The organism is Saccharothrix isguenensis, from assembly GCF_052936305.1.
The window spans coordinates 2,045,375-2,068,004 of the sequence record NZ_CP193626.1 but is presented as its reverse complement, the minus strand read 5'-3'; the positions used below and the strand labels follow the sequence as shown (position 1 = coordinate 2,068,004).

Annotated in this window: 17 protein-coding genes and 1 pseudogene; 7 read left to right on the top strand and 11 right to left on the bottom strand. The window is 71.9% G+C overall.

All coding sequences use genetic code 11. The features are described from left to right. Positions 1–5: 5 nt before the first annotated feature. From ACRAKI_RS09955 to ACRAKI_RS09945, 3 genes are all read right to left on the bottom strand, one after another. Positions 6–2,279, bottom strand: coding sequence for an Orn/Lys/Arg family decarboxylase (locus ACRAKI_RS09955; protein WP_447006762.1), 2,274 nt, complete (start codon positions 2,277–2,279; stop codon positions 6–8). Between the two features lie 177 nt (positions 2,280–2,456). Next, complete coding sequence (locus ACRAKI_RS09950; RefSeq protein WP_447006761.1) at positions 2,457–3,113, bottom strand: response regulator; 657 nt, start codon at positions 3,111–3,113, stop codon at positions 2,457–2,459. After that, a complete protein-coding gene (locus tag ACRAKI_RS09945) occupies positions 3,110–4,231 on the bottom strand; it encodes a sensor histidine kinase (protein WP_447006760.1) in 1,122 nt (373 codons plus the stop codon). The genes ACRAKI_RS09950 and ACRAKI_RS09945 overlap by 4 nt, the downstream gene beginning before the upstream one ends. Positions 4,232–4,450: 219 nt before the next feature. Here ACRAKI_RS09945 and ACRAKI_RS09940 point away from each other — a divergent pair, with 219 nt between their 5' ends. After that, positions 4,451–4,807 (top strand): DUF6223 family protein, encoded by a 357-nt coding sequence (locus ACRAKI_RS09940; protein WP_447006759.1) that lies wholly within the window; start codon positions 4,451–4,453, stop codon positions 4,805–4,807. Between the two features lie 10 nt (positions 4,808–4,817). On the opposite strand, the gene ACRAKI_RS09935 is transcribed toward ACRAKI_RS09940, so the two are convergent. Next, positions 4,818–5,513, bottom strand: coding sequence for a DUF4386 domain-containing protein (locus ACRAKI_RS09935; RefSeq protein WP_447006758.1), 696 nt, complete (start codon positions 5,511–5,513; stop codon positions 4,818–4,820). 66 nt (positions 5,514–5,579) lie between these two features. Next, positions 5,580–8,768, bottom strand: coding sequence for a S8 family serine peptidase (locus ACRAKI_RS09930; protein ID WP_447006757.1), 3,189 nt, complete (start codon positions 8,766–8,768; stop codon positions 5,580–5,582). A 354-nt stretch (positions 8,769–9,122) separates the two neighbouring features. Here ACRAKI_RS09930 and ACRAKI_RS09925 point away from each other — a divergent pair, with 354 nt between their 5' ends. Both ACRAKI_RS09925 and ACRAKI_RS09920 read left to right on the top strand, forming a co-directional pair. Further along, complete coding sequence (locus ACRAKI_RS09925; RefSeq protein ID WP_447006756.1) at positions 9,123–10,265, top strand: hypothetical protein; 1,143 nt, start codon at positions 9,123–9,125, stop codon at positions 10,263–10,265. Positions 10,266–10,338: 73 nt separating this feature from the next. Then, positions 10,339–10,524, top strand: coding sequence for a hypothetical protein (locus ACRAKI_RS09920; protein WP_447006755.1), 186 nt, complete (start codon positions 10,339–10,341; stop codon positions 10,522–10,524). A 79-nt stretch (positions 10,525–10,603) separates the two neighbouring features. On the opposite strand, the gene ACRAKI_RS09915 is transcribed toward ACRAKI_RS09920, so the two are convergent. The 3 genes and pseudogenes from ACRAKI_RS09915 to ACRAKI_RS09905 form a co-directional block, all read right to left on the bottom strand. Then, positions 10,604–10,978, bottom strand: coding sequence for a GntR family transcriptional regulator (locus tag ACRAKI_RS09915; protein ID WP_447006754.1), 375 nt, complete (start codon positions 10,976–10,978; stop codon positions 10,604–10,606). Beyond that, a complete protein-coding gene (locus tag ACRAKI_RS09910) occupies positions 10,975–11,898 on the bottom strand; it encodes a hypothetical protein (protein ID WP_447006753.1) in 924 nt (307 codons plus the stop codon). The genes ACRAKI_RS09915 and ACRAKI_RS09910 overlap by 4 nt, the downstream gene beginning before the upstream one ends. A gap of 83 nt (positions 11,899–11,981) precedes the next feature. Then, a pseudogene (locus tag ACRAKI_RS09905) lies at positions 11,982–12,218 on the bottom strand (leucine zipper domain-containing protein); the annotation flags it as partial. A 251-nt stretch (positions 12,219–12,469) separates the two neighbouring features. On the opposite strand from ACRAKI_RS09905, the gene helR reads away from it, so the two are divergent. The 4 genes from helR (at position 12,470) to dacB (ending at position 20,032) form a co-directional block, all read left to right on the top strand. Next, positions 12,470–14,659, top strand: coding sequence for an RNA polymerase recycling motor ATPase HelR (gene helR, locus ACRAKI_RS09900; protein ID WP_447006752.1), 2,190 nt, complete (start codon positions 12,470–12,472; stop codon positions 14,657–14,659). A gap of 219 nt (positions 14,660–14,878) precedes the next feature. Beyond that, positions 14,879–16,528, top strand: coding sequence for a glycoside hydrolase family 27 protein (locus ACRAKI_RS09895; RefSeq protein WP_447006751.1), 1,650 nt, complete (start codon positions 14,879–14,881; stop codon positions 16,526–16,528). 274 nt (positions 16,529–16,802) lie between these two features. Next, complete coding sequence (locus ACRAKI_RS09890) at positions 16,803–18,269, top strand: hypothetical protein (RefSeq protein ID WP_447006750.1); 1,467 nt, start codon at positions 16,803–16,805, stop codon at positions 18,267–18,269. Positions 18,270–18,475: 206 nt separating this feature from the next. Beyond that, positions 18,476–20,032, top strand: coding sequence for a D-alanyl-D-alanine carboxypeptidase/D-alanyl-D-alanine endopeptidase (gene dacB / locus ACRAKI_RS09885; protein ID WP_447006749.1), 1,557 nt, complete (start codon positions 18,476–18,478; stop codon positions 20,030–20,032). 12 nt (positions 20,033–20,044) lie between these two features. On the opposite strand, the gene ACRAKI_RS09880 is transcribed toward dacB, so the two are convergent. The 3 genes from ACRAKI_RS09880 to ACRAKI_RS09870 form a co-directional block, all read right to left on the bottom strand. After that, the gene (locus tag ACRAKI_RS09880) at positions 20,045–20,533 is read right to left on the bottom strand and encodes a hypothetical protein (RefSeq protein ID WP_447006748.1); all 489 of its coding nucleotides are present in this window, start codon (positions 20,531–20,533) and stop codon (positions 20,045–20,047) included. Positions 20,534–20,653: 120 nt separating this feature from the next. Continuing rightward, positions 20,654–20,905, bottom strand: a complete 252-nt coding sequence (locus tag ACRAKI_RS09875; protein WP_447006747.1) for a hypothetical protein — start codon at positions 20,903–20,905, stop codon at positions 20,654–20,656. Between the two features lie 77 nt (positions 20,906–20,982). After that, a complete protein-coding gene (locus ACRAKI_RS09870; RefSeq protein ID WP_447006746.1) occupies positions 20,983–22,629 on the bottom strand; it encodes a RecQ family ATP-dependent DNA helicase in 1,647 nt (548 codons plus the stop codon). Position 22,630 lies beyond the last annotated feature (1 nt).

The window sequence follows — 22,630 nt, the reverse complement described above, 5'->3', positions numbered from 1 at the left end:
AGAACCTAACGCAGGCAGGCGATCCAGTAGTCGCCCGCGGAATCCCTTGCCACGCCGTGGGTCTCGCTGGGGAAACCGGGGAACTCCCGGTCGAACGCCTCCAGCGCGTGCAGGTACCGCAGCACGGGACCGTTGGCCTCACCCGTGCTCTCACCGGGCATGAGGACCGGGATACCGGGCGGCGTGGTGACGACCATGGTCGCCACGGTGCGGCCGGCGATGTCGGCCAGCCTCACCGGTTCCGTGCCGCCTCGGATGAGGCGCTGGTAGGTCTGCGCGGGCGTGGACAGGGCCGGTGTCGGATGCGTGAAAGCCTCGTCCAGCAACGAGGTCAGCTCGCTCTTGCCGATCTGCTGGTGCATCTGGTCGCAGAGGGCGGGCAGGGTGAGGCCCTGGTAGCGGTCCGGGTGCTCCTTCAGCAGGTCGGGCAGGACGTCGGCGACGGTGGCGCCGGCGTCGTACAGGGCCTTGAAGTCCAGCAAGGCGTCGAGCAGCGTGCCCCACTTGCCCTTGGTGATGCCCATCGAGAACAGGATCAGGCACGTGTACGCGTCGGTCTTCTCCACGACGATCCCGCGCGTCTCCAGGTACGCGGTGAGGATCCGGGCCGGGATGCCCATGGCGGCGACGTTGCCCAGCGCGTCCACGCCGGGGCAGGTGATCGAGACCTTGACCGGGTCGAGCAGGCAGTAGCCGTCCTCCAGGCCCTCGAAGCCGTGCCAGGCCGCGCCGGGGGCCAGGGTCCAGCAGCGCGGTTCGGTGCGCAGGAGGTCGAGCGGGGCGTCGGCGAAGGCGTACACCCGGCCGGTGGCGGGGTCGGTGACCTCGTCCGGCTGCCAGGCGCCGAAGAACCAGTCGGCCCGGTCCCCCGCGTCGTGGATCCGCCGGCCCAGCCGGACCACCGCCTGGCGGAAGCGGATCGCCTCGGTGATCGCCTCGTCGGTGAGCCACCGGCCGCCGGGGCCGTCCATCATCCCGGCGGCGACGTCGAGCCCCGCGATCATCGGGTACAGCGGGGATGTGGTGGCGTGCATCATGAACGTCTCGTTGAACTGCCGGTGCTCGACCGGCGATCGCGGCGAGTTCTTGACGTGCACCATCGAACTCTGCGACATGGCGGCCAGCAGCTTGTGCGTGGACTGGGTGGAGAAGACCGTCGGCCGCACGTCGTCGGGCACGGCGTCGGCGTCGACCGACATCCCGTAGCGCCGGGCGTAGAGGGGGTTGAACCGGGCGTACGCGAACCACGCCTCGTCCAGGTGCAGGCGCGGCACGCTGGCACCGAGCAGTTCGGCGACGCGGACGGCGTCGTAGCACAGCCCGTCGTAGGTGGAGTTGGTGATCACGGCGTACACCGGGTCCGGGCTCGCCGCGCCTTCCGCGAACGGGCTGCGGCGCACCTGCTCGGCGACGGCCCCCGCCGTCATGGCCGACGGCGGGATCGGACCCATGAGCCCGTAACCGTTGCGCGTGGGCACCAGGTAGACCGGTCGGCCGCCGGTGATCGTCAGGCCGTGGTAGATCGCTTTGTGGCAGTTGCGGTCCACCAGGACGAGTTCGTCGGTGGCGATGCTGGCGTGGCACGCGATCCGGTCGGCCGTGGAGTCGCCGTGCAGCACGAAGTACGTCAGGTCCGCGCCGAAGATGCGCGCGGCGTTGCGCTCGGCCTCCCCGATCGGGCCCGAGTGCTCGAACAGGGAGCCCAGCTCGGCGACGGAGATCGACAGGTCGGTGCGGAACAGCCGCTCGCCGTAGTAGTCGAAGAACGCCCGCCCCACCGGCGACTTCAGGAACGCCACCCCGCCGGCGTGCGCGGGGGTGTGCCACGAGTACTCGTGCGTGTCCTCGAAACGGCGCAGCTCCCGGAAGAACGGGGGAAGCACGCCGTCGAGGTACCGGCGGGCGGCGACCCCGATCCGGCCGGCGACGAAGTCCGGTGTGTCCTCGAGCAGCCAGACGTAGCCGGAGACCACTTCGGACACCCACAGCGGCAGGTCGTCCACGGAGGTCGCGGTGGTCACGAGGAACACCGGGAGCTTCGTGAAGCGGCCCATGAGCGCCCTGAGGACGGTCTCCGGGGAGTCGAGGTCCCAGGAGACCATGGCCGCCGAGAGGTCGGCCCTGCTCTGCGTCAACGCCAGCGCGTCCTCGGCGGTGTGCGCCCAGACGACTTCGTGGCCGTCCTCGCGCAGCTGGTCGCAAATCCGTTCGAGTTGGTCCCGTGACACCAGACCACCCGTGCTGTTGTCCAGCGCCACCAATACCGTTGAACGCGACACGATCGACTCTCTTCCGTGGGGCGAAGCTTGCCCTGGGGTATGAGTTTTCAACCGAACGCCCCCGGTGTCGATGCCTCGAAAGCGTGACCCCCGGTCGAGGGCGGCGATGGTTCCCACCTCGATCGCGTGCTCGGGCACGGACGGCTCGGCGGGCCGGCCCACCGACCGGTCGGCGCGTCAGCGGGTGCGCGGGGACACCAGGCCCGATTCGTACGCGAACACCACGAGTTGGGCGCGGTCGCGGGCGTGGAGCTTCGCCATGGCCCGGTTGACGTGGGTCTTGGCGGTCAGCGGGCTGATCACCATCCGGTCGGCGACCTCGTCGTTGGACAGGCCGCGCGCCACCAGGACGACGGCCTCGCGTTCGCGGTTGGTCAAGCCTTCCACGTCGGCACGCACGGTGAGCGGTTCGCTGACGTAGCGGTCGATCAGCTTGCGGGTGATCGACGGCGCGAGCAGCGCGTCACCGCGCGCGGCGACCCTCACGGCGTGCAGGAAGTCCTCCGGCTCGACGTCCTTGACCAGGAACCCGGCGGCGCCGGCGCGCAGCGCGTTGAACACGTGCTCGTCGAAGCCGTAGTTGGTCAGGATGACCACGTGCACGCCCGCCAAGGCCGGGTCCGCGGCGATCCGCCGGGTCGCCTCGATCCCGTCCATCACCGGCATCCGGATGTCGACGAGCGCGATGTCCGGCAGGTGTTCCCGGGCGAGCGCCAGCCCTTCCTGCCCGTCGGCGGCCTCCGCCACCACCTCGATGTCGTCCTCCACGTCGAGGAGCGCGCGGAACCCGCTGCGCAGGAGCGGCTGGTCGTCCACCAGCAGGACGCGGATCACGACGTCCGCTCCACGGGGAGTTCGGCGTGGACGGTGAAGCCACCCCCGCCGCGTGGTCCGGCCCGCAGGCGACCGCCCAGGGCGGTGACGCGCTCGCGCATCCCGAGCAGGCCGACACCGGGCAGCGTGACGGCGCCCGGCGTGGCCTTGCCGTCGTCGTCCACCCGGATGGCGAGGGCGTCCGGCCGGTAGTCGATCCGGATCGACGCCGTGGCGGCGGAGGCGTGGCGGGTGATGTTAGTCAGCGATTCCTGGACGATCCGGTACGCGGTCCGGTCCACGGCCGCCGGCACGTCGTGACGGTGCCCGTCGATCGTGAGCGTCGCGTCCAAGCCCGTTGTGCGGGCGCGTTCCACCAGTTCCGGGACGTGCGCGAGCCCGTGCGGCGGGGTCGTGCCGTCGTCGCGCAGCGCCTCCAGGGTCGCCCGCAGCTCGCGGGTCGCCTCACGCCCGGCCTCCTCGATCGCCAGCAGGGCCTCCGGCACCTGTTCACCTCGCTTGCGGGCCAGGTGGACGGCGACCCCGGCCTGCACCTTGATGATCGAGATCTGGTGGGTGAGGGAGTCGTGCAGCTCCCGCGCGATGTGCAGCCGTTCCTCGTCGGCACGCCGCCGCGCGGTCTCCTCCTTGGTGCGCTCGGCTTCGTCCGCCCGCCGCTCGGCCTGCCGCAGCGCCTCACCGGCGGCAGCGGCGGCGACCAGCCAGGCGATCTCCAGCGCACCCCGGGCCTGGGTGAGCGCATCGCTTACGGGGAGGTCCTGCGCCAGCACGAGTGCGCCGAATGGCAAGGCGGCCAACAACACCACAGCTGCCACGACCGTGATGACGTGGTGGCCCGCCCGCACGGAGGAGTACACCGCGAACAGGAACGCGACGGCCGGCACGTCGAAGCCGATCGCCTGGTAGCCCACCACGCACAGCCCGGTCACGGCGAGGACCACCACCGGAGCGTGCCGGCGCGCGGCCAGCGCCAGTCCGCTCGCGACCACCAGCGCGTAGCCGAGCGGGTCGGCCGGGTGGTCCCCGGACAACCCGGCGACGAGCAGCGTCACCGCCACGCCGGCGGCGATCGCCCCGTCCACCACGCCGGCCGGTATTCCGGACCGTCCTGTCCTCATGCGCGCACCGTAACGCGGTACCCGGCCGGGCGACTCCTCCCCGCGGACGACCCCTCGCCTACCGCGAACGCGGTACTTCCCGCCGTTCCCACGACCGCCGCGGCAGCCGGGTGCGGTGGTCGTGGCAGGCCGGATGGCGTCCGTCCGCAAGACGACCGGCGGACCGCCCGGCGACAGGATCAGCCGGCGAGGAAACGTGGCGGAAGAGGAGTGAGAGACATGAGTTCAACACTGATCCCGGAGGTCCTGGCCGTGGCGCAGGACGCCGGAGGCATCGGCACCGGGCGGTTCGTGCCCACCGCCGCCGCGCTGGTGGGCTTGGTCGGCGTGGTCCTCGGCGCGTCGGCCCTGCGCTCCGCCCGTCGTCCCGCCGGGAACGGACGAGTCGGAGCGATCGCGGCCGGGGTGGCGGGACTGGTCGCCCTGGTCGTCGGTTGGCTGCACTACGCCGACTCCGCCGGTGGTTTCGGCACCGGCAACGGACGGGCCGGCGCCATCGTGGCCATGGTGGTGGGCGTGCTCGGCGTGGTCCTCGGCGGTCTCGCGCTGGTCCGTTCCCGCCGGGTCCCCGCCTGAGGAGCGGGGATCAGGCCGCGACGGGGACGAGTCCGCCCGGCCGGGCGTCCTTCCGGACGCCGATGCGGAACAGGCAGCCGATCATCCACAGTTCCGCGGCGACCACCGGCACCAGCACGAACGGCGACAGGGTGGTGCCGAAGCCGGGGAACAGGAACTTCACCAACAGGTCGACCACGTAGCCGAAGCACCCGACCACCAGCAGGACACCGAGCGGCCTCGGGAACCACCCCGAGGCGCGGACCAGGTACCCGAGCGGGAGGAGCCACAGGCCGAAGAAGACCTGGGCGATCAGGTACCCGTTGCGGTGCAGGTCGAGGAACGTCAGCACCAGGGCGTCGGATCCGCTCACGCCGGAGGCCGCCGCGAAGGACCCGTTGGTGGCGACCACGAGCGCGGCGAAGTGGTTGATCAGGCTCGCGCTCATCAGCGCGACCGCGATGGCGACGAAGACGGCCGGCACCGCCGCGGCGTTCCTGTCGACGTGCCCGAGCAACCGGTACAGGGCCATGGCCACGAAGAGCAGGCAGGCGATGCCCACCAGGTTCGCCACGAAGCCGAGGCGGAACAGGGTGGCGTGCTGGACCACGTTGGCGGCCGTGCCAGCCGCGTCACCCCGCCGGACGACCCTGGCGCGCACGTACATCTGGGCTGCGCCGTTGAGCACGGCGAGGAGGAGGTAGAGGACGCCCGCGACTCTCGCCACGCGCTTGGACGGGCTAGCAGGAGCGGGTGCCGGGAGGGGCGGCTTCCTCCCCGGCACCGGCGTGCCCTACTTGGTGATCTTGTAAGCCCGGATCACGGTGTGCTGGAAGGTGTTGCCGTCGCTGTCGGACCCCGAGGCGCGGAGCGAGGCGTAACCGGCCGCGTGCGGGTGCCGCACCAACGCGGCGCCGTCCACGACAGGCACCCTGCGCCAGGACCTGCCGTCGTCGAACGACACGTCGACCCGGACCTCCCGCACCTCGCCGTTGTCCGCGCCGTCCTGCTGCTCCACGGTCAGCGGCACGCTCAGCACCCGACCGGCCGGCGTGCCGCCCGCGGCGTCCAGCTCCGGGGCGAACCGCACCACCGACAACGGCAGCCGGCGACCGTGGCCGCCGGGGAGGACGTCCGTGCGGAACGTCCACGCCCCGGTGATCCGCGTGGTCAGCTCGTCGACCTCCGGGTCGCGGACGACGTCGTGCTCCACCCGGTAGTGGGCTTCCCCCGCCGGCACGGTGAACTCGGCCACCTGGTCGCGGGACAGGCCGACGAGCCGCCCGTCGCGGTGCAGCGAGGTGCGCGCGGACTCGTGGCTCCCCCGGCCGAGGTTGCCGTCGCGGTCGTTGATCAGCGGCACCTGCGCCGTGATGCGGTCCTCGTGCAGACCGAGGTAGGTGGCCGAGTACCCGGACAGGCCGGGGCCGAGCACCGGGAACAGGAACCGCTCGTCGTAGTTGCGGCCCAGCCGGTACGTGCGGTTGAACGAGGAGTAGTCGGCCTCCGTCCGGTACTGCGGGGACTGCCGCGTGTAGGACCAGCCCCAGGTCAGCCGGTCCGGCGTGATGCGGTCGACCACCGTGCCGCCGGCGGCCACGGGCAGCAGCACCGACCAGCCGCCCGAGCCGTCCAACGGGCTGGCGTTGCCGCTGTGCAGGTGCCGTCGATCGGCCGGTCCGGGGGCGAACGTCGTCCGCACCTCGGTCAGCTCGTCCAGGCCGGGCGCGCGGGTGAACCCGGTCGGCACCGCGCGCTCGACCCAGCGGAACCGGTAGTGCACCGGCGTTCCGTCGACCGGCGCGTGCTGGAACTGGGCGCCGATCGAGACGCCCAGCTGGTCCTCGGGCAGGGTCGGGCCGACGTGACCGATCGACATGCCGTCGAAGCCGGAGAAGAACGCCGTGTTGAGCACGACGCGCCGGCCGTTGAACACCCTGGCGACGTTGATGTCGCTGATCACCGGGAGCGCGCCGGGATCGGGCGCGGAGACGCGGATCGGCCGGGCCGCGCGGGCGTCGAAGGTGAACCGGGTGTGGTCGGCGTCGACGGTCATGCCCGGCCTGGCGAGCACGGCGACCTCCGCGCCGGTGCGCACGGCCGATCGCGCCATGTACTCCCCCTTGGGCACGCGCGCGGTGGCGGTCCCGTTGGCGCCGTACACGTTCGTGTAGACGTCGTTGTTCATGCCCACGATCGCGGTCGTGTGGTCGAGGCCGGGATTGCCCTCGGCGTCGAGGTGCTCGACCGCGATGTCGTAGCTCTCGACCTCACGGGCGAGGCTGACCGGCGTGCGCGTGGGTCCGCCGACCAGCGCGCCGGAGTAGACGCCGTCGAGGGAGCCGACCCTGGTGTCCGCGGTGACGGCCACGGCCGTCGTGCCGCCGGCGGGCACGGTGACCCGCGCCGGGGTGACGGTGAGCAGGCCTTCGGGTGCGGCCCGGCCGTCGGGACCGCGCAGCTCGGCGGCGAGGTCGAACGTGACGGGCTCCGGGCCGCCGTTGCGGTAGGTGACGGTCTTGGTGACCGGGGTGTCGTCGTGGTGCGGCCACCGCTGCTCGTCGAACGTCACGCTCACCGGCTCGGCGCCGACGGTGGCCGTGATCGCACGTGTCAGGTCCACCCGTCCGGCGCCCTGGTCGAACACGCCCAGTCCCGGGTTCGGCTTGGCCGAGGCCATCAGGGCGGACTTGAGCTGCGCGCCGGTCCAGTCTGGGTGCTGCTGGGCGAGCAGGGCGGCTGCGCCCGCGACGTGGGGGGTGGCCATCGACGTGCCGGACAGGGCCAGGTGCCGGCGGCCGACCGGGGTGCCGATGGTCGCCTTGGCCGCCCTCGCGGCGACGATGGTCAAGCCGGGCGCGGTGATGTCCGGTTTCACCGCGCCGTCACCGTTGCGCGGACCACGGCTGGAGAAGTGGGCGAGGTCGTCGTCGTGCCGGACCGCACCGACCGTGAGCGCGGCGTCGGCGCTGCCGGGCGAGTCGATCGACTTGGACCGGCCGCCGTTGCCGGCCGCGACCACGAACAGCGTGCCGGTCTTCGCCGACAGCAGGTTGACCGCTTCCTCCAACGGGTCGATGTCCGGGGAGTCGTAGCCGCCGAGGCTGAGGTTGACGACGTCGGCGCCCTCGTCGACGGCCCACTGCATGCCCGCCATGACCCACGACTGGGGGCAGCCGCCGTTCAGGCACACCTTGCCGTCGAGGATCCGGGCGTCGGGCGCGACGCCCCGGTACGTCCGGCTCCCGCTCGCGATGGTGGCGGCGACGTGCGTGCCGTGGCCGTCGAGGTCGGCGCTGTCGGGGTCGTCGGTGAAGTTCCGCTGCGCGACCTCCTTGCCCGCCAGGTCGGGGTGGTCGCCGTCGACGCCGCCGTCGAGCACGGCGACCCGGATCCCCTTGCCCGTCAAGCCGGTCTGCCACGCGGTGGGCGCGCCGATCTGGGTGGTGGAGCGGTCGAGGGTGGGCCGGAGCAGGCCGTCGAGCCACACCTTGGTCACGCCCGGGTCGGCGAGCAGGTCCTGGAACGCGGCACCGGTCTTGGGCGCTCGCGCGGCCACGGCGCCGGGTAACGCGCGCGTGGCTTGCAGGCCCGTGGTGGGGGCACCGGTGATGATGAGCGGCACGTGGTCGCTGCCGGCGTCGTCGTAGCCAGCTTCGATCAGGCCCGTCACGTCGAACAGCCGCGGGTCGAGCCTGCCCGCGGCGATGCCTCTGACCGCGTCCTCGGGGACGACGTGCAGCCGCCCGTCCCGGTGGGTCGTGTGGAAGGTCATCGCCGCACGGCCGGGACCGGGCTGGAACGCGCCGACCGCCGTGCCGGTCACCACGACCCGGTCGCCGGTGACCAGGGTAACGGTACGCGGTGGCACACCGGTCGGCGACGGCTCCGCACCGGCCGCTCCCGGCACCGGTGCGGCGACGAGCCCGACCGCCAGGACGACCGCGCCCAGGGCTTTACCGCGCTTTCGTGGTCTGAACACAGGGATTCCTCCAGATTCGGTGGTGCGCGGTGGATCGCGCAGTCGGGAGGCGCCGCAGACCCGCGGTGGCGGTGGGACCGGAAGTGGCGATCGCCCCGACGACCTCGACGCTAGCCACCCGGGTGGAGGAGGTCAGCCACTCTTGGAGGGGTGTTCCGGCACCCGAAAGAACCACCGGCGGTCGCACGCGGTGTGCTCGAAACCTTTGCGCGCCACCGCTGACCACGGGCCTGGTCACCGAAGGGCGGTTCGTCCGGTGAGATGGACCTCGCCCGGTTTTCCGGCCGGGGGAGGGGGTAGGCCACGGGGACGACGGCTGATGGAGGAACGTCCTGTGACCCCGGACCGCGACCGATGACCGCGCCTGACCACGAGCGGCCTGACGAGGGGCAGTCACGCAGGGTGGCGGTCGGCGTGCTGGCTGATCCTGGTCTGCCCGCAATCCTCGCCGACCGGCTGCGCGACGTGCTGCCCGAACGCCTCCGCACCGACGTGAGCGACCAGGTCACCTGGCACGTCGACACGATGCACGAGCCGTTCGAGGCGATGTACCCGGACTACAACCCGCTGGTGGAGAAGGCGCGCGAACACGTCCGCGACACCGGGTGGGACCTGGTGGTCTGCATCACCGACCAGCCGATGCCGGAGGGGGGTTCGGTGGTCATCGCCGACATCCACACGGCCGACCGGGTCGCGGTGCTCTGCCTGCCCGCGCTGGGCGGCTGGCGCCTGCGGCGCAGGCTGAGCGCGACCGTGGTGGCGATCGTCGCCTACCTCGCCGCGCCGCCCGACGACCCGTACGAGCCGGTGGCGCTCGGGGAACTCCGGCGGCAGCTGTCCACGCGGACCATCCGGGTGGCGGACCCGGAGGAACCCGGTTCGCCCCACCTCGACATCACCCGCCGGCGCGGCCTGCCCCACCTGCTGGCCGGGATGGTCCGGGTCAACCGCCCGTGGCAGCTGCTCCGAGGGCTCTCCACCGCCTTGGCCGGCGCGCTGACCGGTATCGCGTTCGGCGTCCTGTACTCCAGCATCTGGACCCTCGCGGACTCGCTCAGCCCGCTCCGACTCGCCGGCCTGGCCACGGCCGCCATCGCCACGATGACCGTCTGGATCATCGTCGCGCACGAGCTGTGGGAACGGACCCACGGCGGCAGGGATCCCGACGTCCGGCTGCGCAACGCCAGCACGGTCATCACGGTCGCCGCCGGCAGCGCCGCGTTCTTCGTGGCCATGTTCGTCGTCGCGCTCGCCGGGGTGGCGCTGGTCGTCCCGCCCGCGTACCTGGCCACCACGCTCGGCCACCCGGTCGGTGTGGGTGACTACCTGGTCATCGCGTTGATGGCGAGCGTGCTGGGCGCGATCGCCGGTGCGGTCGGGTCGGGGCTGGAGGACGACATCACCGTCCGCGAGGCGACCTACGGGTACCGCGCGCGGGAACGGCGCGAGGTCGTGCTGAAAGGCGCGGAGGACGTCGCCCCGGCCCGTCGCGGGTGACGAGGCCCGCCGTCGTCGTCACCGGTCACGGCGTCAGGCGTCGAGGTGGCCGTCAGCGGGTAGCCAGAGCTGCATGGACCCACGCGAGAACGACCCCACCACACCCGACCTGGAGCACGAGCCCGACTTCGCCGATGAGCACAGCCGGCCGACGTTCGCCGACGACCAGGCCAACACGCCCAACACGCGGCCGGACGAGTCCACGCCCGAGGGCCGGGGCGGCGACGGCGGGATGGACATGACCGGGGACGGCCACTGAGGTCGCCGCTGGGATCGCCGCCGGACCTGCCGCCGCGATCGCCTCTGGGCGTGCCGCCGGCAGGGTGCCGCGGGATGCCCTACCCCTCGTCCCGGTAGGCGTGCAGCACCGCCTGCACCGCGTCCTGCCGGTCGAAGCCGAGTGCCCTGGCGGAGTCGACGTACTCGGCCGCGGCCGTCGCCAGCGCCATGGCGGCATTCGCGTCCGTGCGGGGGATGGCGGCGACGACGGTGCCGTTGCGCCTCGCGGTGTGCAGGGTGCCCCCGGTCTCCAGCTCGCGGTAGACGCGTGCCACGGTCCCGGCGGACACCCCGAGGTCCCGGGCGAGCTGCCGGATCGACGGCAACTGGCTGCCGACCGGTAGTTCACCGATGCGGATCAGGTGGACGAGCTGGTCGCGCACCTGACGCCAGGCCGCCACGCCGCCGGCGGGGTCGACGACGATTCGCGTCACGCCGCGCCCTGCACGTACGGGAGGTGGCGGGGCGGGTTCGCCACCCAGATCCACCCCGCGGCGGCGGCGAGCAGCACCGGCGCTCCGGCGAGTTCGGTGAACGAGACGAGTTCCAGCCAGTCGGGGGGCGGCGGGAAGCCGGCGAAGTCGACGCTGCCCAGGACCACGAGCCGGGAGTTGGCCACCAGGACCATCGAGGCGGTCCAGGCGATGCCGATGCCGACCGCGACCCGGGCACTGCGCGTCCGCAGCGCGGCGTCCACTCGCGGATCGCCGACCGGACCGCGCCGGACCGCGAGCCGCACCACGCCCAGCGCGGCGGCCAGTCCGGACACCACCCCGATGAGCGTGACCAGGGACGTCGGACAGGCGAGTTCGGCGAGGTGCTGCGGCGCGACGGTCAACGTCCCGTGCTCGGATTCCCGAACACCGCCGGCCGGTATCAGGGCCACGATCCGGTCCACCCGGGGTTGGGCGATCATGCCCGCCACGGCCAGCAGGGCGGCCACCGCGCCGAACGTGAGCAGGAGGCCGATCGCCCACCGGGGCACCAGGTCGCGCCAGTGCCGGCGGGTCAGCGTCGCGACCCGGGGACCGCGTGCGCGACGCAGTGCGGCGACGGCTTCCGCGAGCAGCAGGGCGACGATCAGCGGAGCGAGGGAACGGACGAAGCCCAAGTCGCTGGAAGGCAGTCCCCACGCGTGCGCGGCGAGGGCCGCCACGGCCGGGGCGGCCAGGAACAGCGGCGGGTACAGCAACCGCCGGTCCCGCAGGTACTTCACCGCGAGCGCGCCTTGCCGCTCGTCCGGGTCCGCGACGCCCCATCGCCGGAGGAACCGCAGGCCGGTCGACCGGGTGGGCCACAGCGCGACCAACAAGGCGAGGCCGAGGACGCCGTGCAGCAGAACCGAACCCGCCATGACGCCCCCCGGATTTTGTACCACTAGCGTGGCACAAAGTGTGGCGCCCCACCACCTCTCCCTCCCCGGTCACCGAGGCCGTGCAACCGTTCGATCCGGACGACGACCTCGGCGGGGGTGGCGGTGGGCTGTCGGTGTGGCGCGCTCGGTCGGTCGGTCGGACCGGCCTCGCCGAAGCGGCGATGGCGGTTGACCCACTTGGAGGCGCACTGGCGTGAGATGCCCATCTCGGCCGCGACGTGGGCGATGGGGCGGGTCCGGCAGCGATGGACGAGGCGGTGGCGGCCTTCGACGGACAGCGGGGCGTTACGGTGGAGCACGGACGGGTCTTTCTGCTCGGCGGACGAGTTGGTCGCACTTCTCATCCTGCCGCCGAAAGACCCGTCCCCCGTCTCAGGCCTTACCAGCCGTCACCAACGTCATGACCCGCAACAACTAGTGCAGCCCGTGCCAGGCACTCGAAAAGGCGCCCGACTTGACACGACTTGGACAATAAAAAGTCGGCGTGCTCTCCGTAATCACATGGAGAATCCGCCGAACCTGGTACCAGGCTAGCCGCTGTGAGGGGCATGTGTCAACTCAGGGTTACGACGAGGAATTGCGGTCCGAGCGCGCTTACGTGGCCGGGCTCTACGCCCGGCTCGACGCCGAGCGCGCGCGGGTGAAGGGCGCGCACGGCGCGGCGTTGCGCGGCAATGGCGGGACGCCCATGGAACGTGACGACGAGGTGCGCGCGCTGGCCAAAGAGGCGAAGCGGCTGGCCGTGGCGGACAACGGGCTGTGCTTCGGCCGGTTGGACAGCCTTTCGGGGGAGCACTCGTACATCGGCCGGATCGGCCTCTTCGACGCGGAGAACGGGTACGAGCCGGTGCTGCTCGACTGGCGCGCGCCGGCGTCGCGCCCGTTCTACGTCGCCACCGCCGCGAACCCCGAGGACATGCGCCGCCGCCGCCAGTTCCACACCCGCGGACGTCACGTGGCCGGTTTCACCGACGAGGTGCTGGGACGTCCGGGCGGTGACGCGCAAGGGGACGCGGCGCTGCTCGCGGCGGTCAACGCACCGCGTGGCAACGGGATGCGCGACATCGTCGCCACGATCCAGGCCGAGCAGGACCGGATCATCCGGCTCGACCACCCCGGCGTGCTGGTGATCGAGGGCGGTCCGGGCACCGGGAAGACCGTGGTGGCGCTGCACCGCGTCGCGTACCTGCTCTACACCCAGCGCGAGCGGATGGAGCGCCACGGCGTGCTCGTCGTCGGGCCGAACCCCGCGTTCCTCAACCACATCGGCCGCGTGCTGCCGTCGCTGGGCGAGTCGGACGTGGTCTTCATGACCACCGGCGACTTCGTGCCCGGCCTGCGCGTCACCGCCGAGGACACCCCGGAAGCCGCGCGGCACAAGGGTTCGCTGAAGATCCTCGACGTGCTCAAGGCGGCGGTCGCCGACCGCCAGCGACTGCCGGGGCAGCCACTGCCGATCGACCTGTCGGACGTCTCGGTGCGGATCGACGCCGAGACCGCGCAGTGGGCCAGGGAAGAGGCGCGCGCGAGCGGGCTGCCGCACAACGAGGCCCGCGCGGTGTTCATCGAGATCGTCACGTACGTGCTCACCGAACGGGCCATCCCCCGGATCGGCAAGGGCTGGCTGACCCGGGACGACCGCGACGCGTGGGAGCGCATGCGGGCGGAGCTGACCAAGGAACTCGCGCAGGACGACAAGTTCACCGCCGCGATCGACGAGCTGTGGCCGGTGCTGACGCCGGAAACACTGCTGGCGCCGCTGTACACGTCCCCCGAACGGCTGCGGGCCGCGGGCGGCCACCCGGCGCTGTTGCGCGCCGATGGCGACGCGTGGACGGTGTCGGACGTGCCGCTGCTCGACGAGCTGGTCGACCTGCTGGGCCGGGACAAGTCGGCCGACGAGGCCGCCGAGCGGGCGCGGCAGGCCGAGGCCAGGTACGCCGCCGAGGTGCTGGAGAACCTCGTCGGCCGCGAGGACTCGATGGACGACGAGGACCACCTGTTCGCCACGGACCTGCTCTTCGCCGACGACCTGGCGGAGCGCGTCCTCGAACTGGACACCCGGGACCTGGTCGAACGCGCCACCGCGGACCGGGACTGGACGTACCGGCACGTCGTGGTGGACGAGGCACAGGAACTGTCCGAGATGGACTGGCGGGTGCTGATGCGGCGCTGTCCGGGCCGGTCGTTCACGGTGGTCGGCGATCTCGCCCAACGCCGTTCGGTGGCCGGCGCCACGTCGTGGGACACGATCCTGGACCGGTACGTGCCGGGCCGCTGGGTCTACCGGTCGCTGACGGTGAACTACCGCACCCCGGCGGAGATCATGACCATCGCCGCCGCGCTGCTGGCCGAGTTCGCGCCCGACGTCCAGCCGCCCGAGTCGGTCCGCTCGTGCGGCGTGCAGCCGTGGTCGAGGCGGGTCACGGAGGACCAGCTCCCCGCTGCCATCGGGGATTTCGTGCGGGACGAGGCCGGGCGCGAAGGCACCAGCGTCGTCATCGGGCCTCCGGGCGTGCCGGGCACGGTGCCGGCGTCGGAGACCAAGGGCCTGGAGTTCGACGCCGTCCTGGTCGTGGAGCCGGAGCGGATCATCGCCGACGGCCCCCGAGGCGCGGCCGAGCTCTACGTCGCCCTCACCCGTGCCACGCAACGCCTCGGCGTCCTGCACCAGGGTCCGTTGCCGCAGTCCTTGGCCGGCCTCACCGACATCGGCGAGCCGGCCCGGACGCCTCGGTAGGCGACTTCGCGGCCAGTGCCGGCAGGCGTCTGCTGTTATCGCTCACATGGCCTGACAGGGCGCCTGTCGGCACACCGCAGCGCGGTGGCGAAGCAGGGTACTGCCCCGTCATGCGCTTGCCTAGGTATTGAACTGGTCACGTAGCGTCGTTAGCGTTCACAACGTGAACCGGCGCTGACTTCGAGCGTCAGCGGGACATGGAACGTTCAAGGAGAGGCAATGGCGCCCACTCGCTCGCGCAGACGACTGCTCCACCTCCTCACGACAGCTGCCGCGACCGCGGCCGTCCTGCTGGCACCACAGGTGACCCACACCGCCACGGCCGCCCCCGGCAGCCCCGCGTCGACGCCCCCGCTGGGCTGGAACTCGTGGAACACCTTCGGCTGCGACATCAACGAGAACCTGATCCGCCAAGCGGCCGACGCGATGGTGAACTCGGGGATGCGGGCGGCCGGCTACCAGTACGTGGTGGTCGACGACTGCTGGTTCGACCCGAACCGCGACGCGCAGGGGAACCTCCGGGCGCACCCGACGCGGTTCCCGAGCGGGATGAAGGCGCTCGGCGACCACATCCACGCGCGCGGCCTGAAGTTCGGCATCTACATGGCCCCCACCGAACGCACGTGCGCGCAACGGGTGGGCGGCTACCCCGGTTCGACCGGCAGCCTCGGGCGCGAGGCGCAGGACGCGCGGACGTTCGCGTCGTGGGGCGTGGACTACCTGAAGTACGACTGGTGCTCCGGCGCGGGCACGCGGGACGAGCAGGTCCACCGGTTCACCGTCATGCGCGACGCGCTGCGGGCCACCGGCCGGCCGATCGTCTACAGCATCAACCCCAACAGCCTGCACGCCATCACCGGCGACAAGTACAACTGGGGCGAGGTCGCCGACCTGTGGCGGACCACCGAGGACCTCCTCGACATCTGGCAGAACGGCAACACCAACAGCTACCCGATGGGCGTCGGCAACGTCCTCGACGTGACCGCTCCCCTGGCGGCGCAGGCCGGTCCGGGCCACTGGAACGACCCCGACATGCTCGTCGTCGGCAGGCCGGGACTCAGCCGCACGGAGTCCCGCTCGCACTTCGCGCTGTGGGCGCTGATGGCCGCGCCGCTCATGGCGGGCAACGACATCCGGACCATGTCCGGTGACGTCAGCGCCATCCTGCGCAACCCGCGCCTGCTCGCGGTGAACCAGGACCCGTTGGGGGCCGGCGGACGCCGGGTGCGCGACGACGGCGCCACCGAGGTCTTCGCCAAGCCGATGAGCGACGGCTCGGTCGCGGTCGGGCTGTTCAACCGGGGCGGCGGCAGCGCCACCATCTCCACCACGGCGGCGCAGATCGGTCTGTCGGGCACCTCCTTCACCGCGACCGACCTGTGGACCGGCGGCGTCTTCGACACCGGCGGCGCCATCTCGGCGACCGTCCCCGCGCACGGCGTGGCCGTGTTCCGGGTCAGCGGCGGCAGCACCCTCCCGAACAGCACGAGCCGCCTCCGCGGCGTCGGTTCGGGCCGGTGCGCGGACGTGGACAACGCTTCCACCGCACCGGGTACGACGACCCTGATCTGGGACTGCCACAGCGCCGCCAACCAGCTGTGGACCAGTTGGAGCACCGGTGAGATCCGGGTGTTCGGCAACCTGTGCCTCGACGCCGACAACTCGGGCACCGCGAACGGCACCAGGGTGATCACGTGGCCGTGCAACGGGCAGGCCAACCAGAGGTGGGCCTTCACCTCGGACGGCTCCATCCGCAACGTCCACGCCGGCCTGTGCCTGGACGCCAACCTGGCCGGCACCGCCAACGGCACGGCGCTGATCCTCTGGTCCTGCAACGGACAGGCCAACCAGAAGTGGGCACGCGTGTGACGCGCTCGCGGTAAGCGCTCACGGTGACGCGCTCACGGTGACACGCGCGGTCAGCCGGGCCGACACCGTTCCGGCCGGGTCTCCGCGACCCGGCCGGAGCGCCGGCGTCCACCGCCCATGCGAGCGCCTCATACCCGGACGCCGCACCCTTGACACCTGTGCGGTCCAGCTCACACACTATGACCGCCACCGGATGTTCGCGCAAACATCGCCTCGAATCCGTCGATCGGCGCAGGCCAGGGGCTGTCGAACCGCACGCCTACCAGGAGGATTCGTGATCAACCGCAGGAGGGTGCTGACCGCGGCCGGCGCCGCAGCGGCAACCGGTGCGCTCGGCACCGGTCTGGCCCGTGCCGATGCGACCATCGGGGTGAACCCCGGCGTCAACTACGGCACTTGGGAAGGCTGGGGCACCTCGCTCGCGTGGTGGGCCAACGTGTTCGGCGACCGGGACGACTTCGCCGACCTGTTCTTCACCACGAAGACCGTCACCTACAACGGCACCGCCCTGCCCGGCCTGGGCATGAACATCGCCCGCTACAACCTCGGCGCGTCCAGCTGGAACGCCGTGGGCAGCGCGCGCATGGTCGCCTCGCCGAACATCCCCCGGTTCAAGCAGATCGAGGGCTTCTGGCAGGACTGGAACAACGAGGACCCCACCTCGTCCGCGTGGAACTGGAACGCCGACGCCAAGCAGCGGGCGGCGCTCGTGAAGGCCACCCAGCGGGGCGCGATCAGCGAGCTGTTCGCCAACTCACCCATGTGGTGGATGTGCCTGAACCACAACCCGTCCGGCGCGGCGAACGCCGCCGACAACAACCTCCAGCCCTGGAACTACCGCCAACACGCCCACCACCTCGCCGTCACCGCCCGCTACGCCCGTGACCGGTGGGGCGTCGACTTCCGCACCGTCGACCCGTTCAACGAGCCGTCCTCGAACTACTGGCACGCCAACGGCACGCAGGAGGGCTGCCACTTCGACGCCGGCCTCCAGCGCACCATCCTGTCCCACATGCGGACCGAGCTGAACCGGCAGGGCGTGGGCGGGATCCGGATCGCCGCGTCCGACGAGACCAGCTACGACCTGGCCCGCACCACCTGGAACAGCTTCGACTCCACCACCAGGGCACTGGTGAACCAGGTCAACGTGCACGGGTACCAAGGCGTCAACGGCCGCCGCGACCTGCTGTCCAACGACGTGCGCGCGGCGGGCAAGGTGCTGTGGAACTCCGAGCACGGCGACGGCGACGGCTCGGGCCTCAACACCGCCCGGTGCCTGCTGCTCGACTTCCGCTGGCTGCACCCCACGGCCTGGTGCTACTGGCAGGTGATGGACCCGACCTCCGGCTGGGGAGCGATCCGGTACGACGGCGGCACCCTGCGGGCGGGTGCGGTGGAGACGAAGTTCTACGTGCTGGCCCAGTTCACCCGCCACATCCGGCCGGGTATGCGCATCCTGGACACGGGCAGCGACCTGGCCGTCGCCGCCTACGACCCGGGAGCGCGCCGTCTGGTCATCGTGGCCGCCAACACCGGCGCCGCGCAGACGCTGACCTTCGACCTGTCCCGGTTCGGCCAGGTCACCGGAGGGACGAACGGCCTGGTGCCGCGCTGGTCCACCGGAACGTCCGGCGGTGACCGCTACACCCACCGCCAGGACACCTGGTTGTCCGGCAAGACCCTCCGCGTTCCGTTCAGCGCGGGTCAAGTGCAGACGTTCCAGGTCGACGGAGTCGTCTAGCGACCGCTCGATATCGAACGCGCACGGCGAAACGGGGCACCAAGCCGAATCCGGCTTGGTGCCCCGTTCACGCTCGTCCGGCCGGAGGTCGGGCGGCGGTCAGGCGGCGGTCCACTGCTGGTGAACCGGTGCGTCAATGCTTCACAGATCACCAGAGGTTGTGGAGAATCCCTGACGAACCGTCCTCGGCGTCCCAGGGAGTCCCGATGCCCAGACCTCGATCCCTCGCCCTCGTGCTGGCCGCCGCCGTGTTCACCGCGGTTCCGGCATCCGAACTGACGACCGGCGCATCCGCCCAGCCGCAGGACACGCTGTACCAAGACCTGAGTGCGATCCTCGCCGCTCCCGGGCTCAGAGGCGCCGACGTGGGGCTCGTGGTCCGCCACGCCGACACCGGCGAGGTGTTGTTCTCCCGCGAGAGCGACCGGCGCAGCCAGCCGGCGTCCAACGGCAAGCTGATCAGCTCGGCGGCGGTGCTCGACATCCTCGGCCCCGACCACCGGTTCACCACCAGCGTGTCGGCGGTCGGCCGCGCGAGCGCCGGGGTGCTGGCAGGTGACCTGCACCTGCGCGGCACCGGCGACCCGACGATGCTGGCCGCCGACTACGACGCGCTGGCGGCCGAGGTCGCCGAGAGCGGGATCAGGCTGGTCCGCGGCAGGCTCATCGCCGACGACACCTGGTTCGACTCCGTGCGGCTGGGCACCGGCTGGGCCTGGGACGACGAGCCGTACTACTACAACGCGCAGATCTCGGCGCTGACCGTCTCGCCGGACACCGACTACGACGCCGGATCGATCATCGTGCGGGTCGCGCCGGGAGCGGCGGGCGAACCCGCGACGGTGACCACCGAGCCGCCGACGAGCTACGTCACGATCGCCAACACCGCCGTGACCGGCGCGCCCGGCTCGGCGTCCAGCGTGTCCGTCGAGCGGCAGCACGGCACGAACGTGATCGACGTGCGCGGCACCATCCCGGCGGGTGGCGCGGCCGAGACCGAGTGGAGCACGGTCTGGGAGCCGACCGGACTGGTCACGTCCCTGTTCCACGACGCGCTGGCTCGGCACGGCGTCCGCGTGCTCGACGGCACGGGCCTGGGCGCCACGCCGCCGGACGCCCGCGTCCTGGGTGAGCACCGGTCGATGCCGCTGTCGAGCCTGGTGGTGCCGTTCCTCAAGCTCAGCAACAACATGCACGCCGAGATCCTGGTGAAGACGGCGGGTCGCGCGGTGTTCGGCGAGGGCAGCTGGAGTGCCGGTCTGCGGGCGATCTCGGCGCGGCTCGGCGGGCTCGGCATGGACCCGGCGGTGATCTCGCTGCGGGACGGCTCCGGTCTGTCCAGAATGGACCAGGTGGCGCCCGGCCAGGTGACCGGGCTGCTGCTCGCCGCCAAGGGCAAGCCCTGGTTCCGGGCCTGGTACGACGCGCTGCCCGTGGCCGGGGTGGGTGACCGGATGACCGGCGGCACCCTGCGCAACCGGATGCGCGGCACGCCGGCCGAGGGCAACGTGCGGGCCAAGACCGGCACGTTGACCGGCGTGAGCGCGCTGTCCGGCTACGTGACCACGGCGGACGGCACCCCGCTGGTGTTCTCCATGATCAGCAACAACACGCTGACGTCCGCGAAACCGCTGGAGGACGCGGTCGCGGTCCGGCTGGCCGGCAGCCCCGGCCAGGTCGTGCCCCGGGCGGCCGACGAGCGGACGCGCGAGGGCGACAGGCCCGGCGTCGAGGTGGAGTGCAGCTGGGTCAAGTCCTGCTGACCCGCTCGCGGGTCACGTCTGCGGCCACATCGAGTAGATGATGTTGTCGTCGTCCGAGCACACGACCTGCGGCATCGCCGGCTCGGGGACCTGGTTGCAGGACATCGGACCGATCGTGAGCGGCGGCAGTCCCGGCGTCGGGTCACGGCGTTCGGCGTAGTAGTCGAACAGGATGGCGGCGGCCTGGTCGCACGTCAGTCGGCCGGACGGCGTCTCGACCACGACGGCCAGCATCGGCTTGCCCAGGGCACCGGTGAACTGCTCGTCGCAGTACTGGGCCGGCGCGCCTTCGTCGACCGTCGGCACCGGCCGGGGGTCGGGCTCCGGCGTCCGCTCCTCAGCCGTCGTGGTCACGGCCTTGGTGGTGGCGGTGGTGGCCTTGGTCGTGGTGGCCCCCACCGGCTCGGTGCCCGAGCCCGACCCGGTCACCGTGGTCGAACAGCCCGTGACCAGCGCGAGAACCGCAACAAGAACGATCTTCGACCGCAGGGTGCGCGGCAAGTTTTCCATGGTCATTGGGACGTACGACGACGCCCGTGGTTCCACGCGGGATCCGATGCCGCCCGTCACCGGTCCCCAGGCTCCGCCGGCGCGGGCGGGCGTGCCCTCGTGCCGCGTCGACTACCGGTCCTCAGGCGGGCTGACCGGCTTGTCGCGCTCCCACTCCCCCGGCAGCTCCTCGTCCCCCGTCACCCGGTGCGGCCGACCGGAATGCGGGTGGCCGCCGCTCTCCGCGGCCTCGACCGCGTCGTCCTCCGAACGCTCGGCGTCCGGGTCGGCGAGCCGCGGCCTGCCGGGGTGGCGGCCCGCGTCACCTCCCGGCGGCATCGGCATCCGCACGTGCTCGGTCCGCGCACCGTCGTCGTCGGCCATCGCCCTCGACCTCCAGAGGTATCGGCGTGTTCCGTCCCTCCAAGGCCTACCCGGACCGGCGGCGGTGAATCGCGGTGCTAGGACGTGCCGCCGGCACGGCTGAGCAGGTGGTGCTCCCGCACGTGGTGCAGGGAGAGGGTCTTGTAGCCGACGTCGTCGAACAGCACGGTGATCCGGTCCTCTTCCACGGACATGACGACACCGGAACCCCACTCCGGGTGGTCCACCGGACTGTCGACGGGGAACTCGTCGGTGCCCACCGACCGGCGCTGGGCGGTACCGGCGTCGCAGTTGTCGCAGTTGCCGCACGGGTCGAGCAGCTGCTCGCCGAAGTAGCCCAGCAGGTGCTGCCGCCGGCACCCGGTGGTCTCGGCGTAGGCACGCATCATCCCGATGCGGGAGCGGATCAGCCGCTGCTGGGCCTCCGCGGCGTCGACCGCCCGCTCGACCGCCTCCTCGGGTGTCGAGTCCGGGTCGGTGGAGAGGCGACCGGACTCGGTGGTGGTGACGGCCCCGACCTGTTCGAGCAGGTTCACCGCGCGGGTCCGCCGGCCCCGGGAGGCGTCCACGTCCAGGTCGTCCGGGTGGACGGGCTCGTCGTGCCGGTCCAGGGCGCGGGCCACCTCTTCGAGGGTGTCCTCGGGGGCCTTGGTCGTGGTGAGGAACTTCTGCAGGTTCAGGTCCTCCGGCCGGTAGAACAGCGTGACCGACGCCGGTTCGCCGTCCCGTCCGACCCGTCCGACCTGCTGGTAGTAGGAGTCCAGCGAGTCGATCACCGAGGCGTGCACGACGAACCGCACGCCCGGCTTGTCGATGCCCATGCCGAACGCCGAGGTGGCCACGACGACGTCGACCTCATCGGCGAGGAAGTCCTGGTGCACCCGCTCGCGGTCGGCGGCTCTCATCCCGGCGTGGTAAGCCGCCGCCCGAACGCCGGTCAACTCCTCGGCGTAGAACTCGGCCTCCTTGCGGCTGGCCGCGTAGACCAGGCCGCAGCGGGTCGCGGGATCGGCGGCCAGGGCGCGGACGCGGGCGGTGACGGCGTTGCGCTTGTCGGCGTCGTCGGTGAACCGCTCCACGGCCAGGTGCAGGTTGGGCCGGTCGAAGCTCGCGATCACCTCGCGGTGGTCGCGCAGACCCAGGTTGTCCACGATGTCCCGGCGCACCGGCGGTGCCGCCGTGGCCGTCATCGCGATCACCCTCGGATGCCCGAGCCGTTCGACGACCCACCCCAGCCGCAGGTAGTCCGGCCGGAAGTCGTGGCCCCACGCCGAGACGCAATGCGCCTCGTCCACCACGAACAACGACACGCCCGTGTCGGCCAGCGCGTCGACCACCTCGTCCTTGGCCAGCTGCTCGGGTGACAGGAAGACGTACTCCGCGTCGTCACCGCGCACGGAGTCCCAGGCCTCCTGGCGTTCCGCACTGCCCTGCGTGGAGTTGAGTGTCACCGCCACCGGCGCCCTACTGCCCTCGATGCCCTCCACCTGGTCGTTCTGCAGCGCGATCAGCGGGGACACCACCACGGTGGGACCGTCCAGCAGCAACGCCGGCACCTGGTAGATCGCGGATTTGCCGGCGCCGGTCGGCAGCACGACCAGCACGTCGTGCCCGGCCATGACCTGCTCCATCGCCGCCAGCTGCTCGTCCCGCAGCTCTTCCCACCCGAACGTCTCCGCGGCAAGGCGCCGCAACTCGCTGCGGTGCTCCGACGAGGTCGTCATC

Excerpts from the sequence above, each read along its gene's own strand:
- ACRAKI_RS09870 (WP_447006746.1), bottom strand. The coding sequence starts at position 22,629 with ATGACGACCTCGTCGGAGCACCGCAGCGAGTTGCGGCGCCTTGCCGCG.
- ACRAKI_RS09875 (WP_447006747.1), bottom strand. The coding sequence starts at position 20,905 with ATGGCCGACGACGACGGTGCGCGGACCGAGCACGTGCGGATGCCGATG.
- dacB (WP_447006749.1), top strand. The coding sequence starts at position 18,476 with ATGCCCAGACCTCGATCCCTCGCCCTCGTGCTGGCCGCCGCCGTGTTC.
- ACRAKI_RS09910 (WP_447006753.1), bottom strand. The coding sequence starts at position 11,898 with ATGGCGGGTTCGGTTCTGCTGCACGGCGTCCTCGGCCTCGCCTTGTTG.
- ACRAKI_RS09895 (WP_447006751.1), top strand. The coding sequence starts at position 14,879 with ATGGCGCCCACTCGCTCGCGCAGACGACTGCTCCACCTCCTCACGACA.
- ACRAKI_RS09940 (WP_447006759.1), top strand. The coding sequence starts at position 4,451 with ATGAGTTCAACACTGATCCCGGAGGTCCTGGCCGTGGCGCAGGACGCC.
- ACRAKI_RS09920 (WP_447006755.1), top strand. The coding sequence starts at position 10,339 with ATGGACCCACGCGAGAACGACCCCACCACACCCGACCTGGAGCACGAG.
- ACRAKI_RS09945 (WP_447006760.1), bottom strand. The coding sequence starts at position 4,231 with ATGAGGACAGGACGGTCCGGAATACCGGCCGGCGTGGTGGACGGGGCG.
- ACRAKI_RS09925 (WP_447006756.1), top strand. The coding sequence starts at position 9,123 with ATGACCGCGCCTGACCACGAGCGGCCTGACGAGGGGCAGTCACGCAGG.